The sequence below is a fragment of the Jeotgalibacillus marinus genome, from assembly GCF_040801915.1.
Lineage (GTDB): Bacteria > Bacillota > Bacilli > Bacillales > Jeotgalibacillaceae > Jeotgalibacillus > Jeotgalibacillus marinus.
In genome coordinates, this window is record NZ_JBFMIA010000009.1 from 71485 (window position 1) to 88345 (window position 16861).

The following is a 16861-nucleotide window of genomic DNA, read 5'->3' on the forward strand; positions in this document are numbered from 1 at the left end:
GTTCCCCTCCTTACTTAGCCACATAGCGCTCCAATCGGTTTTCAATGCGCCCTTGAATCAGTGACAGCAGAAAACTAATAATCCAATAAATGATTGCAGCTGTAATATACAACTGAAGAAAAGCAAATTCTCTTGCCGCCATCTCTTGTGCTTTACGAAATAACTCTGTCACAAGAATCAATGAAGCAAGTGATGTATCTTTTACCAGGCTTATAAATGTATTTGATAGCGGAGGAATGGAAACACGTGTTGCTTGCGGTAATATAATTCGGCTTAATGCCTGTCTTTGTGTCATTCCAATTGCAAACCCTGCCTCCCACTGTCCTTTTGGTACAGAAAGAATCGAGGCACGAATTATTTCAGATGCATAAGCCCCAACGTTTAATGAAAACGCAATAATAGCACTAGGAAAAGGATCGATGACTATCCCTAAATCGGGTAAACCATAGAAAATAATAAATAGTTGTACAAGCAGAGGCGTTCCACGAACAGCGGAGACATAAACCCTTGCTATTCCAGCGAGAATTTTACTCGTTGAAAGTCGTGCTAACGCAGTCAATAGTGCGATTACCATCCCAATAGCAAATGAAAATAAGGTAAGTGGAATCGTATATTGAATTGCCCCTAAGATCATCGGCATAAGAGAGGATTGGAAAAGTTCCCAATTAAACTCTCTGCCAGCTGATGATAACAATATATTATTGTGAAACATCTTCACCAAACCATTCTTCAGATATTTCGGCTAATGTGCCGTCTTCTTTCATTTCTGCAAGATATTTATTAAATTCTTCTACAAGCTCTTCATTGCCTTGTCGGAACATAAATGCACTTTCAGAAACATCGCTTTCTTCAGCTGCGATTTTCACACCTGAATTAGGTTGTTCTTTCAAGTATTCTAAAATGGCTAGTTTGTCATTAACTGTGACTTCTGCACGACCTGATCGAATGAGCTCAATTGTTTGAACAAGACCTTCGACTGGAACGATCTCCGCACCGTTCTCTGTTGCAATATCAGCAAAGTTACTAGTCAACGATTGAGCTGACTGTATGCCTTCTAAATCTTCAAAAGATGTAATGCTAGAATCAGCTTCAAGTGTGACAATAACTGCTCCAGAAACAGTATAGGCATCCGAAAAATCATACTTTTCGAGACGTTCTTCATTTACACCCACTTGGTTTGCAATCACATCAAAACGAGAGGAGTTCAATCCTTCAAACATAGAATCCCACTGTGTTTCCATGTATTTAACTTCAACACCCATGCGCTCTGCTAGTTCGTTCATCACTTCTACATCATAACCTGTCAATGTGTCAGAGTCATCGTGGAATGTAAAAGGAGAATAAGTACCTTCTGTTCCAACAATAATCGTACCCTCTTCTTGAATTTGTTCAAGTAAATTTTTTGAGCCTTCTGCACTTTCTTCGTCATCAGACGCGCCACAAGCCCCTAATAAACCAACGAGTGCAACAGCCGTTAAACCAAACATTTTTTTCATTTTAATAACCACCTATTCTTATCGGAATTATAAATACCTTATGTGATTTTACGACGAATTGTTTAAAAAGTAAACTAAATTGATTTGGCGTCTGATCACATTTTATTCTAACGATCGATCGATCAATCTGGTTGAAAAACTTCTTTTCCTATCTATGCCCTAACAAAAAGCCGATTAAGCAACCTAAGTAATACTTAAATCGACATTTATTATTTGCTTCTGCTCTATCTATTATTTTCCATAAGGTCCCCCTAAAATTATCTGTATAAGGATCAGGAAAAGGTATTTCACTTGACGCTAATAATCGATCGCACCACCTCTATTATTCAGATTCTTTAAACTAATATGAATATCCTTCTTTTATTCTATAAATTAAAATAATCGTTCCTCTACAGTCGTCGTACATACTTGCCCCCTTTAAGTTTATTCAATACGAAAAAACAAAAAAGTTTTATACGTTCTTCTTTGAAAAGCAAAACAGCCAGCTGTCCATACGTGGACAGCTGGCTTTGAAATTTAAGAATAACCTGACCAATAATAATGATCAATGACCCAGTTACTTCTGGTTATTCCTCTTTATTATTTACGGAATTTCTTCATTTGCTGACTTATTTGCTTCCACTTCTTTTTCTCTAACAGTTGCTCATGTTTATTTGATTTACGTTCAATATAGGCAAGTTCTTTTTGCAGTTTACGGTAGCTTGCAAAACGTTCTCGTGCTAATCGTCCTTCTTCAATCGCTGCAATGATAGCACAATTAGGCTCATTTTCGTGCTGGCAATCTCTATACTGACATTCATCTGCTAGCACCTCAACATCTTGAAACCCTTGGTGTAGTCCTTCTTCTGATTCCCATAATTGCAACTCTCTCATGCCTGGCGTGTCGATTATGACTCCGCCTTTTGGTAGTAAAAGAAGTTCTCGATGCGTGGTCGTATGCTTGCCTTTTCCATCGTCTTCACGAATGTCATGTGTGAGCATCCGCTCTTCTCCTAGTAATGAGTTGATAATAGATGATTTCCCCACGCCAGATGAACCCATTACTGCCACGGTGATCCCGTCTTTGATGTGATGGTGTAATTCATCTAATCCAACTTCGTCTTTTACACTACATGCGATGATTGGTACACCCATTGCAACCGACTCTGCTTGTTGTCGCTTTGCCTCCAGATCTTCACAAAGATCTGATTTTGACAAAACGATCACAGGATTCGCTCCGCTCTCCCAAGAAGACAATAAATAGCGCTCAAGTCTGCGCAGATTGAAATCTTGATTTAAAGCCATTACAAGAAAAACAACATCTACATTTACCGCTACAATTTGTTCATTGGCTGTTTCTCCAGCTGTCTTACGAGAAAATTTTGAAATTCGCGGAAGGATGTGATGGATAATCGCTTTTCCTTCGTATACATACGAATGTACCATGACCCAATCACCGACTGCGGGATAATCTTCTCGGGTGGATGCCTCGTGACGAAACTTTCCAGATATTTCACCTAAAAGAATTCCATGATCTGTCTGAATTTGATACAGCCCTTTATGCTCAATAAGTATTCTACCTGGTGTTCCTGTCAGTACTTGGTCTGCTTTTTGTTGCCAGTCTTCATTCCATCCTATCGGGTATAATTTTTCATTTTTTACTTTGTTCAATTCATATTCCTCCAATTTTTCATTTCTTTTTGCATAAAAAAATCCACGGATATGTGCATTGTGTACACAAACCCGTGGATTCTCTGCGCAAATAGTAAAAATCAGCAGGAATACTCCTTCATGGATGGCGCAATGGCCAGGCGGGTTGTGTACACGAACAAACAATGAACCATTCTAGTTGTTTTTTCATCACACATCACCCTTTCCATTTATTTATTTTCTATTATACCATAATTTAATTTTTTCACGAATAATCTTTATATTAAAATTTCTTACAAATCCGGACTCACTTTGACTAGCCGAACATCATTCCTTTATACACATTATTCTCCTATTTTAGTACACTATAATTACATATTTTAGAAGAGGAGGATTGGATTTTGAAAAAAGTCATGATTATTGGTTCACCAGGAGCAGGAAAATCGACACTAGCTAATCAACTAGAATCAAAACTCTTGTTACCAGTTATACATCTTGATGCTATCTTTTGGAAGCCTGGTTGGAAAGCGACTCCTAAGCTTGAATTTCGTCAGCAACTATCGAACATCATGAAAGAGGACGCTTGGATCATAGATGGTACTTTTGGTTCAACCATTGATCAACGTTTAAAAGTAGCGGACACGGTTATCTTTCTTCAGTATTCTCGATATCTTTGTGTTAGTAGAGCTTTAAAAAGAAGAATGATGTACCATAAGAAAACAAGGCCTGATATGGTTGATGGATGTGAAGAAAAAATGGATTTAGACTTTCTCAAATGGATTTGGCACTTTTCCAGGGATCAAGCCCCCGATATTCTACATAAATTAAATAAACTTCAAACGAGCAAAAATATTATTATTCTGTCATCACCTAAAGAAACAAAAAGATGGCTAGACAACATTGAACCCTCTTAATTGTTTGCCTTAACAAAATACTTAGTACCGCTATCCTATGATATGTTCTTGAAATCAGTCAGTAGAAAGGATGCTTAACATGATCAGTCACGGCATTCACATTTATGGACCAGCTATCGACAGTGAAACACGATGCACACACTATCATTCCGAAAAAGATATTATTGCAATAAAATTCTTTTGCTGTAAACGTTATTTCCCATGCGTTTCCTGTCATGAGGAAGATGGTGGCTGCAATCATGCTGTCTGGCCAAAAAATCAATTTGATGAAAAAGCGGTTTTATGTGGATCATGTGGCAATGAACATTCAATCTCAACTTACTTAGAATGCAAATCTTCCTGCCCAAACTGTCACGCTTCCTTTAACCCTGGCTGCAGTCTCCATGCTTATTTGTACTTCGATATAAGTTAATCTGTTATTTTCCTGCTCAAGAGTTCGACATATTTCAACATTTTTTCCCCTATCTCCCTTGTGTTCTATCTATGATCCGTGGTTAGATTAGAAGATGATAATCTAATAAAGGGGTTCATAGAATTGCTACACTATCGCTCATATATTTCCGATAACTCATTGCCTTGGGTGACGCTCGTCCATGGTATTGGGGGGAGCTCAAGCATCTGGTTTAGACAAATAAAAGAATTTAGAAAACATTTTAATGTGCTTGTTATCGATCTAAGAGGTCATGGTCAATCACCTAGAGGTATATGGAAAAAAGGGGACACCTTCAAAGAAGTTTCAATTGAAGTGATTGATGTGCTTGATCATTTATCGATCAGGCAAACACATTTTGTAGGTATTTCTCTTGGAACAATTGTTAGCCAAACCATTGCCAAGCACTATCCTAGCTACGTGAGTTCTCTCGTGCTATGTGGTGCCATTCTTCAATTCGATATTCGTACAAAATCCCTACTAGGGTTTGGACGAGCGACAAAACAATTCATTCCATATATGTGGTTATACAAACTTTTCGCGTGGATCATCATGCCAAACCGTTCTCATAAAGAATCTCGTTTAACTTTTGTGGAATCGGCGAAAAAAATGTGCCAAAAAGAATTTATTAAGTGGTTTTCACTTACGAAAGTCCTCAATCCTTATTTAGATCGATTGCAAATCGAAACGAATGGCTTACCAACCATGTTCATAATGGGTGAAGAGGATTACATGTTCCGTTCACCGGTTGAAGAGCTCGCTCGTCGTGATGCTTCACTTGGTTTAATCACCATTAAAAACGCTGGTCACGTCTGTAACATCGATCAACCACAAACCTACAACGAACAAACAATTACCTATATACACAGTATTGAACGTTCAAAAAAATCCATTCAGACCGTCTGATCTTTCTTCAGGCAGTATGTGACGTAAGTTTATTCACGGTCTAAAACGCAACGATAGTGACATAAGAAAATTCCACCGGGTCTCGTAACCACGGTGGATTTTTTGAATTATGTTTTCATTTTTGGATCAAGCGCATCTCTTAATCCATCTCCCAAGAGGTTAAAGCCTAATACAACGAGCATGATGGCGAGACCTGGGAAGAACATGGTCCACGGTGCTTGAATCAAGTATTCTCGAGAGGAAGAAAGCATTGCACCCCATTCGGGTTGTGGTGGTTGTGCACCCAGCCCTAAAAACCCTAGTGCAGCCGCTTCGATAATCGCCGTCGCAACCGCAAGTGAACCTTGAACAATAATCGGCGTCATTGAATTGGGTAACACATGTGAGAATAAGATTCGAAAATCACTCATGCCAATGGCTCTCGCCGCCATTATGTACTCTTCTTCTTTGACACTGAGAACTTTTGAGCGAATCAATCGTCCGAAGTTTGGAACATTAATAATCGCAATGGCAATCAATGCATTTTGTAGTGATGGTCCTAAGATGGATACAACTGCTATCGCAAGTAAAATACTTGGAAACGCCAGCATAATATCAAACAAACGAGAGATAATCGTATCGACCCATCTCCCATAATAACCCGCAACAATGCCGAGTGTGCTTCCAACGATTGCAGAGCCCACAACAGCTAAAAAACCTACCCAAAGAGAAATTCTTGCACCGTGAATGACACGAGAAAAAATATCACGACCAAAATCATCTGTGCCAAACCAATATTCAGCTGAAGGTGATTGCAATCGTTCGGGTAGCTTTTGATCATTTATCCCTTCTGGTGCAATCCAAGGGGCGAAGATCGCCACCAAGATAAAGAAAGAAACGATACTTAAACCGACAATGGCGATTTTATTTTTCTTGAAGTTCCTCCATGCCTCTTTCCATGGGGGAAGCGTCTCATCGTGAATTTCTTGCTTAATTTCGTCTGAAATTTTACTTGGTTCTGCCATATTCTCACTCCTCTCTCACATGTACTCCTTAGTTGTATCGAATTCTCGGATCGACAATCGAATACAACACATCGACAATTAAATTAATCATGACAAATATAAATGCAACGACAAGGATACCTGACTGGATGACCGGATAATCACGAGAAGAAATCGCTTCATATATGTATCGACCAATGCCTGGTAATCCGAAAATCGTCTCTGTCAAGATGGCTCCACCTAACAATAATCCAGTTTGGAGACCAATAACCGTCAATACAGGAATGACAGCATTTTTCAAGGAATGCTTATAGACAATCCAAAACATTTTTTCACCCTTAGCACGAGCTGTTCGAATATAATCAGATTTCATTACTTCCAACATACTGGAACGTGTCATACGAGCAATGATCGCCATTGGAATGGTCGCTAACGCAACACCTGGCATAACTAAATGTCGTAATACATTTAGTGTCTGATCAAATCGCCCTTGAATAATGGTGTCAAGAATATACAAGTTGGTAATCGCATTGACAGGATCTCGCACATTTTCTCGCCCTGTTGTTGGAAACCAATCCCATTGTAGTGAGAATTGATATTGCATCATTAGACCAAGCCAGAAAATGGGTACAGAAACACCGATCAATGCAAAAATCATCGCTCCATAATCAAACCACGAGTTTCGAAACCATGCTGAAATGATTCCAGCATTCACTCCGATAAATACAGCAATCACCATGGCAAAAATCGACAATTCAAATGTTGCTGCTAAATAAGGCCATATTTCTTCGTTTACTGCTGTCCTCGTACGAATGGATTCACCTAAGTCACCAGTCATTAAATTTTTAAGGTACTCAAAATATTGCACGTACCAAGGATTATTTAGACCAAGTGTTTCACGTAATGCGGCTACAGCTTCCTCTGTAGCTTGTTGACCCAAAATTACGATAGCGGGATCACCTGGTATGGCACGTATAATTAGGAAAACGATAAACGTCATCCCCAATAAAACTGGGATCAATTGCAATAAGCGTCTTATAATATACTGGAGCATCATCTTCCCTCCAAAGATCATTCTTTTTATGTAAAAAAAAGAGGGAAAGGCGAACGTACACCTCTCCCCCACAAAGGTTAACTGATTATTTGAAGTATACGTCCATTAAGAGATCAGATCCTGTTGGATGAGCAACAAAGTCCATCAAATTCGCATCTCCAGCTAACAACGGTGTTGAGTGAGCTAGAGGAACCCAAGGAGCATCCTCAAGGATAATCTCTTGTGCTTCCATGTAAAGTTGATTCCGTGTATCTTCATTCACTTCAGATTGCGCTTCAATTAATAGATCATGAAGTTCTTGGTTCTCATAATACGTATAGTTGTTGCTTCCAATGTTGTCTTGGTCAAGAAGAACGTATAGGAAATTATCCGCATCTCCGTTATCACCCGTCCACCCTAGAAGGAAGGCATCTGCTTCACCGGCACTAGCCTTTTCAAGATAGGTTGCCCACTCGTACGTAACAATTTCAGCATTGATCCCTACAGCAGAAAGGTTATTTTGGATTGCTTCAGCAACTTTTTGTCCATCTGGCATGTACGGGCGTGGTACAGGCATTGCCCATAGTTCCATATCAAAGCCATCGCCTAAACCAGCTTCTTCAAGAAGTTCTTTTGCTTTCTCAGGGTCATAGTCATATCCTTCAATGTCATCATTGTATCCAGAAATAACTGAAGGCATTGGGTTTTTCGCAACTTCTGCACTACCTTCGAAGAAAGCATCAACAATCGCTTGTCGATCAATTGCATAGTTCATCGCTTGACGTACTTTAGGATCGTCAAATGGTTCACGTGTAGTCGTTAATCCTAAGTATCCAACGTTCATCGATGGACGTTCAAACAATTGAAGATCTGCATTGGCTTCAACTTGAGATGAATCACTTGGGTTAATACCATCAGCAAGATCAATATCCCCACTCATTAACGCATTTAGACGCGCTGAGTTTTCTGGGATTGAACTAAAAATAACTTGGTCAAGCTTAGGTAATCCCTCTTGCCAGTAATCATCGTACTTTTCTATGACAATACGATCGTTACGTTTCCATTCAACAAACTTAAATGGACCTGTACCAACTGGATTTTCGCCAAATTCATCGTCGCTCATCTCTTCAAGCGCTTTTGGACTTGCGATACCAAATGGGCTCATCGCCAGATTTTTTAGGAATGGCGCTTGTGGGCGCTTAAGCTTGAATTCAACCGTCATTTCATCAGTCGCTGTTACTGACTCGATTACGTGACCTTCATCATCGCTAAATCCCCCAAACATTGATTGGTAGTAGTAGAATTTATCTTCTGTCCCGTTAGCCCAACGCTCAAAGTTGTAAACAACTGCTGCTGCGTTAAATGGCTCTCCATCATGGAATGTTACACCCTCTTGAAGATTAAACGTATACGTTAATCCATCTTCGGAAACAGCGTGTTCAGCTGCTAGACCAGGATTGATTGTTGTGTCGTCACGACCAAACTCTACAAGTGTTTCAAAAAGGTTTCTCGTTACTTTAAGTGACTCACCATCCGTAACCATAATTGGATCTAGAGCAACTGAGTCACCACCGCGACCAAATACTAACGTATCTTCTGCATCACTTCCGCCTTCTTCAGCAGTACCTTCTCCACCACCTTCTTCGCTCGATTCCTCATCATCACTTGAGCAAGCAATTAAAGCGATTGATACAGTTAATAAAAGAACAAAAAACAACCAAGATTTCTTACTCATACTGTCATTTCCTCCTTATGTATCTCTTTATTTTGACTCGCTGCCTGCCCTTCCTCAGAATAAAGATGACAAGCAACGTAATGCCCTTCTTCATGTTCCATCAATTGCGGAACAGCCTTTTCACAAATGTCCATTTTTAATGGACATCTTGTATGGAATATACAACCAGAAGGAGGATTCGACGGGCTCGGAATATCTCCCTGAAGAACAATGGACTCCTTTTCATACAATGGATCAGGAATGGGTACAGCAGATAACAAGGCCTGTGTATATGGATGCAGCGGCTTATCATACAACTTTTCACTCGTTGTTAGCTCTGCCATTTTCCCTAAATACATCACGCCAACACGATCGCTTATGTGACGAACGACACCGAGATCATGCGCGATCACGATATACGTCAGCTGAAATTCTTTTTGTAAATCCTGCATCAAATTTAATACTTGTGATTGGATGGATACATCAAGCGCTGACACTGGCTCGTCGGCAATAATTAACTTTGGTCGCGTCATCAAGGCTCGAGCAATTCCGATACGTTGTCTCTGCCCACCACTAAATTGGTGTGGATAACGTTTTGCATGGTAACTGCTCAATCCGACAATTTCCAGCAACTCTTTTACACGCTTTTTGCGTTCTGCAGCCGTACCAATCCCATGAACCTTCAACGGCTCCTCTAAAATTTTCTCAACTGTGTGCCTAGGGTTTAAAGAAGCAAATGGATCTTGAAAGACCATCTGCATGTCACGTCTCATTTTTCTTAACTCATTTTTCGAAAGACTTGTCACATCTTTCCCCTCAAAAAACACCTTTCCCTCAGTAGGTTCAATGAGTCGAAGAAGCATTCGTCCAGTTGTAGATTTTCCACAACCTGATTCTCCAACAATCCCAAGTGTTTCACCTTTTTGTACAGTGAAAGAAACTCCCTCTACAGCTTTTACCTGACCTACTTCTTTCCCCAGTAATCCGCCGCGAATGGGAAAATGCTTTTTTAACCCTTTAACTCGTAACAGTGGCTCTCTCGTCATTCACCGTGTCCTCCTTGCTATCAAATAAGAAGCATCGCGTTGAACGCTCCTCCGCTGTGTTATACAACGGTGGATCCTCCTGCAAGCATCGATCAAATGCAAATTCACAACGGGCTGCAAATCGACAGCCCTGTTTGATCGATCCTGGTCGTGGAACGTTTCCTGGAATGGAATACAAACGTTGCTTTTTGTGGCGCATATCTGGTATGGACTGTATGAGTCCACGTGTGTATGGATGCTGTGGATCTTTAAAGATATCAACCGCTAAACCATTTTCCACCACTTTTCCTGCGTACATTACTACTACTCGTTCACAAGTCTCGGCAACAACGCCAAGATCATGGGTGATCATCATAATGGCTGTATTTAATTCAACGTTTAATTGTTTCATCAATTTTAAAATTTGAGCTTGAATGGTGACATCTAATGCCGTTGTTGGTTCGTCAGCAATTAGAAGTTTCGGATCGCACACCATTGCCATGGCGATCATGACACGCTGTCTCATACCACCAGAAAGTTGATGTGGATACTCTTTCATCATTTCTTCTGCTCGAGGCAAGCCAACAAGTTTTAGCATGTCAATTGCACGTTTTTCGGCTTGTTTTTTGTTTCCTTTTTTATGTATAAGCGTCGCATCCATTAACTGGTTACCTATGGTGAATAATGGATTTAGTGATGTCATCGGCTCTTGGAAAATCATGGCCACATCGTTTCCACGAATTTGTCTCATTCTTTTTTCAGAAGCTGTCGTAAGTTCTTCACCGTTAAGCTTAATTTCTCCACCTATAATTTTTCCAGGCGGACTCGGGATCAATCCCATCACTGATAATGAGGTTACACTCTTACCACAACCGGATTCTCCAACGACGCCAAGAACTTCTCCTTTCCTTACATAAAAGTCTATTTCATCAACAGCAGGAACTTCACCGTCGTCAGTAAAAAATGAAACTCTAAGTCCCTTAACCTCTAAAACTGGTTCTTCACTGCTCATATGCCCCCACCTTTTAATTTAACGAATATTTTTTATTTTTCTAATATAAATTATTTTCTGTTTTTATTAAATCTTATTATACGAGGTTACAAGATTATTTCAATACTTTCTGTTCATTTTTGTCGAAATTATTAAATAATTCTGTTTACTGATGATGTTATTTCTTAAAATCAGATAATTTTTTTCCCTATATCAATGAATTGACTTGATTAGAAACCCTATTAAATTAGTAATCTCTCTCTCATCAATAATTATTTCATTATAATAAAAGCGAAAAACAGCCAATTGGCTGCTTTTTTAATAATGAATTCACTTTTCGCCTTTACTGTCCCTCGTTTTCTTCAATAACAACGAAATAAGTTTACTTCCTATTGATCAGACGCAATGAGTTGAATACAACGATCAATGTTGCACCCATATCGGCAAATATGGCTAACCATAACGTCAACCAACCTGGAATAATTAACAGCAAGGCTAACACTTTTAACCCTAAAGCAAAAGCTACATTTTGTTTAATGATTTTCAATGTTTTACGACTAAGTCGAATGGTTGCAGGTAGCTGATGGAGATCATCTGACATGAGTGCAATATCCGCTGTTTCTAGCGCAGTATCTGTTCCAGCACCACCCATAGCGATTCCTACGTCCGCAGTTGCTAAAGCAGGTGCATCGTTTACTCCATCCCCAATCATCGCGACTTTCCCATGTGATTGTTGCAGATTACGAATTTTATCAAGCTTCTCCTCTGGTAAAAGATTGGCTTCAACCGTCTTAATACCAAGTTTTTTACCAATTGCTGAAGCGGACAGCGTGTGATCACCAGTCAACATTACCGTGTTGGTAACCCCTTCTTTATGAAGCGCTTGAACAATTGATTCACTTTCAGATCGTACGGAATCCGCTGCAGCTAGACACCCAAGTATGGTATCTCCTTGCCCAAAGAGCATCACCGTTTGACCATCTTCTCTTAGCGTTTGAATTGCTTCATTTACTTCCAATGGTAGTTCTTTGAAGTCATTTGACCGTCCAACCCAATATTCTTTCCCATCAATGGTCGCTTGAACGCCTTTACCAGTGATCGATTGAAAGTCTTCTGCTTGTAACACGGGTAACCCTTTTGCTCTATCTATGACAGCAAGAGCCAATGGATGCTGTGAAAACCGTTCGATTGCAGCAGCATAGGATACTATTTCTTCTTCGTTCATGGTTGAGAAAGCTTCAACATGAGTGATTTTTGGACGACCTTCTGTTAACGTCCCTGTTTTATCAAAAGCTACAGTCGTAATTCGACCGGCCTGTTCTAGGTGAACACCACCTTTTATTAAGACACCCTGCTTAGCTGCGTGACCAATCGCCGTTACAATGGCAACTGGGGTTGAAATAACTAAAGCGCATGGACAACCCACAACAAGAATGGCTAAACCTCTATAAATCCACTCTGACCAATCACCCGCAAATAGCAACGGTGGCATCGTGGCTACTAAGAGAGCAATCATCATAATCGCAGGTGTATAATATTTTGCAAATCGATCAACAAAAGCTTGAGATGGAGCTTTTTCAGCCTGGGCCTCTTCTACTAAGTGAATAATTTTTGCAAGTGTTGTGTCGTTCACCCATTTCGTAACTCTAACCTCAAGGGCACCTTCTTCATTTAACGTGCCGGCAAACACTTCATCACTAGTTGATTTGTGTACCGAAACAGATTCCCCCGTAATCGCTGCTTGATTTACATAGGAAGAACCTTTCACAACTTCACCATCTAAAGGGATCTTTTGTCCTGGTTTAATCAACATCATATCACCAATTAATGCCTTTTCAACTGGAACAAGTTGTTCATGACCGCCTTTAAGAATGGTCACTTGCTGAGGTGCGATTTCCATAAGGGACCGTATTGAATTTCTCGCTCGGTCCATTGAATATCGTTCTAATACTTCACTTATTGCAAATAGGAATACAACAACAGCCCCTTCCCCCCATTCACCAATAATAGCGGCACCAATCACGGCAATAGTCATTAACGTTTTCATATCAAATTCAAATCGAGTTAAATTAAGCAAACCCGTTTTTAATAAGCGATGACCGCCAATGATGATTGATAAGCTAAACAGCAGAATGGCTGTGATGTTGTCTTCTCCTTGTTGTAATAATACAACCCACCCTCCGATTAAAAAGGGAAGAGAAGCCAGCATTGTTTGGATCTCTTTATTTTTCCAAAAGGATAGTGGTTCTGGCGGTTTTTCATTTTCATGTCTTACTTTAATTCCATCAAATGCACCCGCTTGCTCGAGTTCTGGGATTGATGTTTCTCCTACAACCATTAACTTGGATGCACCAAAATTCACTTGAACTTCTTGTACTTTTGGCAACTCTCGTACATTTTTCTCGAATTTTGCAGCACAACTGGCACAAGTTAGTCCTTCTAACCGATAATGCTCGCGCATCGATTTCACTCCTCTTTCGCATGAATAAGTGCAATGGATACAAGTTGATGTACATGTTCATCTGCTAGCGAATAAAAGACCTTTTTTCCTTCTTTTCGGTATTTTGCCAATCCCATCGTACGCAATAATCGTAAATGGTGTGAAGCAGTCGCCGTTGTTGCACCAATAATGTTTGCGACATCACAAACACACAGCTCTTTCTCAATGGTTAAAGCAAAAGCAATTTTGAGTCGAGTTGCGTCAGCTAGCGCTTTGAATAGCAATTCAACCCCCGCCACCTCTCCTACACGTAGCCTCACAGCATTTACTTTATCTTCATCAAATACACATTGTTCGCACGAATCTTCTACGCCTTTCTTTAACTGTTTTGTCAAAATGGTCACCTCATTCAAACGATCATTTGATTATAGTGTATGCTCGGAGGGTAAAACGGTTAACAGTTAATGTCAATATTTGTGTTTATTAGGCGGTAGGATGAGGCTCAGTTGTCTGACAGTCGTGTTCACTCAGCAAACTAACCAATCAAGTGCAAATTTTTTTTCGCGATTATTTCCCTTACAAACGTCTATTTTCTTGTCGAAAAAACAATCATTTCCCCGATACACAATTAACATTTCTATTGTCAAATAACCCTTTGTGCTTTATACTAAACACTACATTTAGTATTAAATATAAATATAAACACTACATATAGTGCATTCCACTTGAATAGGTGCCGAATATCGGCTTAAAGGGAATCTGGTCAAAACCAGAACTGTCCCCGCAACTGTAAGTGCTTAGATCACGTCAATCCACTGTGAAACCATCATGGGAAGGGACGTTGATTGGCTGAAGCATGAGTCAGGAAACCTGCCCATTCAGTAACGTACTATCTTCTTCGGGAGTTGAGAAGGTAGGATGAGGAAGCAACTGGATTCTTCATGACTCCTGTTCTTTTAACCATCCTACTTCCATTCTCTCTTATGGATTTTTTTGGTAAAAATGAATGAACGGAGGATATATTATGACAACTACACTTTCCCCACACTATCACGGGCTTCAAACGTGGTCGACAGATCAATTAGTTGAGTACTTTCAAGAAAAGTTAGGGCGTTATCCTACTTTAAACGCGCAACTCGTTTGCGAAAAAATTAGACAACAACTCACCCATAGACAAGATTATTCTCTCCATCAAGCAACACAGCTAATGATCTTATCAGCACTTGAGCGCATTTCAATTGAAGAGCCTGATTGGACGTTTGTTGCAGCTGATCTTTATCGTGACGTACTTTATAACCAGGCAGCTCAATCAAGAGGACATGAACCGACTCTTGCCTACGGATCATTTTACGAACTCATTCAAACTTTAACAGATCAAGACTTATATTCTGCTAAACTGCTTCAATCCTATTCAAAAGAAGAAATTGAAGAGATTGGCACAGCCATTGACCCTGCAAAAGATCAACTATTTACTTACATTGGACTTATCACGTTAGCTGATCGCTACTTGACAAAATCACGTCAGAAGGAAGTGTTTGAACTTCCACAAGAACGTTTTATGATCATTGCGATGACATTAATGCTGAGTGAGCCTAAGGATAAACGATTATCTCTCGTAAAAGAATCCTACTGGGCACTTTCAAATCTCTACATGACCGTTGCAACACCAACTTTATCAAACGCAGGTAAAAGCTATGGACAACTATCTAGTTGCTTCATTGATACGGTGGAAGACGATTTACGTAGCATATTTGATTCCAATACAGATGTTGCAACATTAAGTAAAAACGGTGGCGGTATCGGAGTTTATTTAGGGAAGATACGATCTCGAGGAAGTGACATTAAAGGGTTTAAAGGAACTTCATCTGGGGTAATTCCTTGGATGAAACAACTAAATAATACAGCAGTCAGCGTAGATCAGCTTGGTCAGCGAAAAGGCGCTGTTGCCGTGTATTTGGATGTTTGGCATAAAGATATATTGTCCTTTTTGGACGTCCGGTTAAATAACGGAGATGAACGATTGCGTACGCATGATTTATTTACAGGTGTGACTATTCCCGATTTGTTTATGGAAGCTGTTGAAGCCCGTGCGGAATGGCATCTTTTTGATCCTCATGAAGTGAGACAGGTCATGGGATATTCACTTGAAGATTTTTTTGATGAAGTAGCAGGCAGCGGAAGTTTTCGCCAAAAATATCTAGAGTGTGTACAGCACCCAACTCTTTCTCGTCGCACTATCCCGGCTATCGATATTATGAAATCCATTATGATTTCCCAGCTTGAAACGGGAACACCTTATATGTTTTATCGAGATACGGTCAATCGCATGAATCCAAATCCACATAAAGGCATGATTTACTGCAGCAACCTTTGTACAGAAATTATGCAGAATATGAGTGCAACAACGATGTCAGAGGAGTTTGTCAAAGACGGATCAATTATTACGGTAAAAACACCCGGTGACTTTGTCGTATGTAACTTGTCATCCATTTCCTTAGCACGAGCCGTGTTGTCGGATGTACTTCCTCGACTCATCCCAATACAAGTAAGAATGCTTGATAATGTAATCGATCAAAACACATTACCTGTCCCTCAAGCACGGATCACAAATCAAAAATACCGTAGCATCGGGCTTGGTACATTTGGTTGGCATCATCTTCTTGCTCGTAAAGGGATCCGCTGGGAATCCAATGAAGCCGTTGAGTATTGCGATACTTTATATGAAGAGATTAATTATTTAACCGTTAAGGCAAGTTTGGCGTTGTCAAAAGAAAAAGGATCCTATCCTGTATTTAAAGGATCCGAATGGCACAATGGCAACTATTTCAAGAAACGCCACTACTCGTCTGAACGCTGGACACATTTAAAAGAAGAAATTGCTGAGCATGGCGTCAGAAACGCTTACATGATGGCCGTCGCCCCAAATTCATCAACCTCTATTATTGCGGGATCTACTGCGAGCATTGACCCGATTTTCCGTAAACAGTATTCAGAGGAGAAAAAAGATTATCGCATTCCAGTCACTGCACCGGATTTAGGACCTGAGACAATCTGGTATTACCAGTCTGTTTATACACTTGATCAGCACTGGAGCATTCGTCAAAATGCTAAACGCCAGCGACATATTGATCAATCCATTTCATTTAATTTATATGTACGCAATGATATTAAAGCGAAAGAACTATTAAACTTGCATTTACACGCGTGGGAATCCGGATTAAAGACAACCTACTATGTACGTTCTACGTCAGATATAGATTCAATCGAAGACTGTGAAAGCTGTTCAAGTTAAGGAGGAAA

14 protein-coding genes and 1 riboswitch are annotated in these 16861 nt (G+C 39.9%); of the genes, 4 read left to right on the forward strand and 10 right to left on the reverse strand.

The genetic code is table 11. The features are described 5' to 3' along the window. Nucleotides 1-10: 10 nt before the first annotated feature. From AB1471_RS10965 to rsgA, 3 genes are all read right to left on the reverse strand, one after another. Complete coding sequence (locus AB1471_RS10965) at nt 11-712, reverse strand: amino acid ABC transporter permease (RefSeq protein ID WP_367779809.1); 702 nt, start codon at nt 710-712, stop codon at nt 11-13. Then, nucleotides 699-1496 carry an amino acid ABC transporter substrate-binding protein gene (locus tag AB1471_RS10970; protein ID WP_367779810.1) on the reverse strand — a complete coding sequence of 266 codons (798 nt, stop codon included), beginning with the start codon at nt 1494-1496 and terminating at the stop codon, nt 699-701. Before AB1471_RS10970 ends, AB1471_RS10965 begins: the two co-directional genes overlap by 14 nt. Nucleotides 1497-2075: 579 nt before the next feature. Next, nucleotides 2076-3146 carry a ribosome small subunit-dependent GTPase A gene (gene rsgA, locus AB1471_RS10975; RefSeq protein WP_367779811.1) on the reverse strand — a complete coding sequence of 357 codons (1071 nt, stop codon included), beginning with the start codon at nt 3144-3146 and terminating at the stop codon, nt 2076-2078. 380 nt (nt 3147-3526) lie between these two features. Here rsgA and AB1471_RS10980 point away from each other — a divergent pair, with 380 nt between their 5' ends. From AB1471_RS10980 to AB1471_RS10990, 3 genes are all read left to right on the forward strand, one after another. Further along, on the forward strand, nt 3527-4039 hold the full coding sequence (locus AB1471_RS10980; protein ID WP_367779812.1) for a DNA topology modulation protein: 513 nt from the start codon (nt 3527-3529) through the stop codon (nt 4037-4039). A gap of 79 nt (nt 4040-4118) precedes the next feature. After that, nucleotides 4119-4451 (forward strand): CHY zinc finger protein, encoded by a 333-nt coding sequence (locus tag AB1471_RS10985; RefSeq protein WP_367779813.1) that lies wholly within the window; start codon nt 4119-4121, stop codon nt 4449-4451. Between the two features lie 123 nt (nt 4452-4574). Beyond that, entirely contained in the window at nt 4575-5375 is an 801-nt protein-coding gene (locus tag AB1471_RS10990) for an alpha/beta fold hydrolase (protein WP_367779814.1), read from the forward strand. A 107-nt stretch (nt 5376-5482) separates the two neighbouring features. Here the strand turns inward: AB1471_RS10990 and nikC are convergent, their stop codons facing one another. The 7 genes from nikC to AB1471_RS11025 form a co-directional block, all read right to left on the reverse strand. Further along, nucleotides 5483-6379, reverse strand: coding sequence for a nickel transporter permease (gene nikC, locus AB1471_RS10995; RefSeq protein ID WP_367779815.1), 897 nt, complete (start codon nt 6377-6379; stop codon nt 5483-5485). A 28-nt stretch (nt 6380-6407) separates the two neighbouring features. After that, nucleotides 6408-7412 carry an ABC transporter permease gene (locus AB1471_RS11000; RefSeq protein WP_367779816.1) on the reverse strand — a complete coding sequence of 335 codons (1005 nt, stop codon included), beginning with the start codon at nt 7410-7412 and terminating at the stop codon, nt 6408-6410. Between the two features lie 85 nt (nt 7413-7497). After that, on the reverse strand, nt 7498-9126 hold the full coding sequence (locus AB1471_RS11005; RefSeq protein WP_367779817.1) for an ABC transporter substrate-binding protein: 1629 nt from the start codon (nt 9124-9126) through the stop codon (nt 7498-7500). Continuing rightward, the gene (locus tag AB1471_RS11010; protein ID WP_367779818.1) at nt 9123-10151 is read right to left on the reverse strand and encodes an ABC transporter ATP-binding protein; all 1029 of its coding nucleotides are present in this window, start codon (nt 10149-10151) and stop codon (nt 9123-9125) included. The genes AB1471_RS11005 and AB1471_RS11010 overlap by 4 nt, the downstream gene beginning before the upstream one ends. Next, the gene (locus AB1471_RS11015; protein WP_367779819.1) at nt 10123-11142 is read right to left on the reverse strand and encodes an ABC transporter ATP-binding protein; all 1020 of its coding nucleotides are present in this window, start codon (nt 11140-11142) and stop codon (nt 10123-10125) included. Before AB1471_RS11015 ends, AB1471_RS11010 begins: the two co-directional genes overlap by 29 nt. A 361-nt stretch (nt 11143-11503) precedes the next feature. Then, nucleotides 11504-13582 (reverse strand): heavy metal translocating P-type ATPase, encoded by a 2079-nt coding sequence (locus tag AB1471_RS11020; protein WP_367779820.1) that lies wholly within the window; start codon nt 13580-13582, stop codon nt 11504-11506. 5 nt (nt 13583-13587) lie between these two features. Further along, nucleotides 13588-13956 carry an ArsR/SmtB family transcription factor gene (locus tag AB1471_RS11025; RefSeq protein ID WP_367779821.1) on the reverse strand — a complete coding sequence of 123 codons (369 nt, stop codon included), beginning with the start codon at nt 13954-13956 and terminating at the stop codon, nt 13588-13590. Nucleotides 13957-14275: 319 nt separating this feature from the next. Beyond that, nucleotides 14276-14453: riboswitch (cobalamin riboswitch) on the forward strand. 132 nt (nt 14454-14585) lie between these two features. On the opposite strand from AB1471_RS11025, the gene AB1471_RS11030 reads away from it, so the two are divergent. Beyond that, nucleotides 14586-16853, forward strand: coding sequence for a ribonucleoside-diphosphate reductase subunit alpha (locus tag AB1471_RS11030; protein WP_367779822.1), 2268 nt, complete (start codon nt 14586-14588; stop codon nt 16851-16853). Nucleotides 16854-16861: the final 8 nt, after the last annotated feature.

Bases quoted from the DNA above. Each gene is read 5' to 3' on its own strand.
- nikC (WP_367779815.1), bottom strand. From the start codon at position 6,379: ATGGCAGAACCAAGTAAAATTTCAGACGAAATTAAGCAAGAAATTCAC.
- AB1471_RS11010 (WP_367779818.1), bottom strand. From the start codon at position 10,151: ATGACGAGAGAGCCACTGTTACGAGTTAAAGGGTTAAAAAAGCATTTT.
- AB1471_RS11015 (WP_367779819.1), bottom strand. From the start codon at position 11,142: ATGAGCAGTGAAGAACCAGTTTTAGAGGTTAAGGGACTTAGAGTTTCA.
- AB1471_RS11000 (WP_367779816.1), bottom strand. From the start codon at position 7,412: ATGCTCCAGTATATTATAAGACGCTTATTGCAATTGATCCCAGTTTTA.
- AB1471_RS11020 (WP_367779820.1), bottom strand. From the start codon at position 13,582: ATGCGCGAGCATTATCGGTTAGAAGGACTAACTTGTGCCAGTTGTGCT.
- AB1471_RS11030 (WP_367779822.1), top strand. From the start codon at position 14,586: ATGACAACTACACTTTCCCCACACTATCACGGGCTTCAAACGTGGTCG.
- AB1471_RS10970 (WP_367779810.1), bottom strand. From the start codon at position 1,496: ATGAAAAAAATGTTTGGTTTAACGGCTGTTGCACTCGTTGGTTTATTA.
- AB1471_RS10985 (WP_367779813.1), top strand. From the start codon at position 4,119: ATGATCAGTCACGGCATTCACATTTATGGACCAGCTATCGACAGTGAA.
- AB1471_RS10965 (WP_367779809.1), bottom strand. From the start codon at position 712: ATGTTTCACAATAATATATTGTTATCATCAGCTGGCAGAGAGTTTAAT.
- AB1471_RS11005 (WP_367779817.1), bottom strand. From the start codon at position 9,126: ATGAGTAAGAAATCTTGGTTGTTTTTTGTTCTTTTATTAACTGTATCA.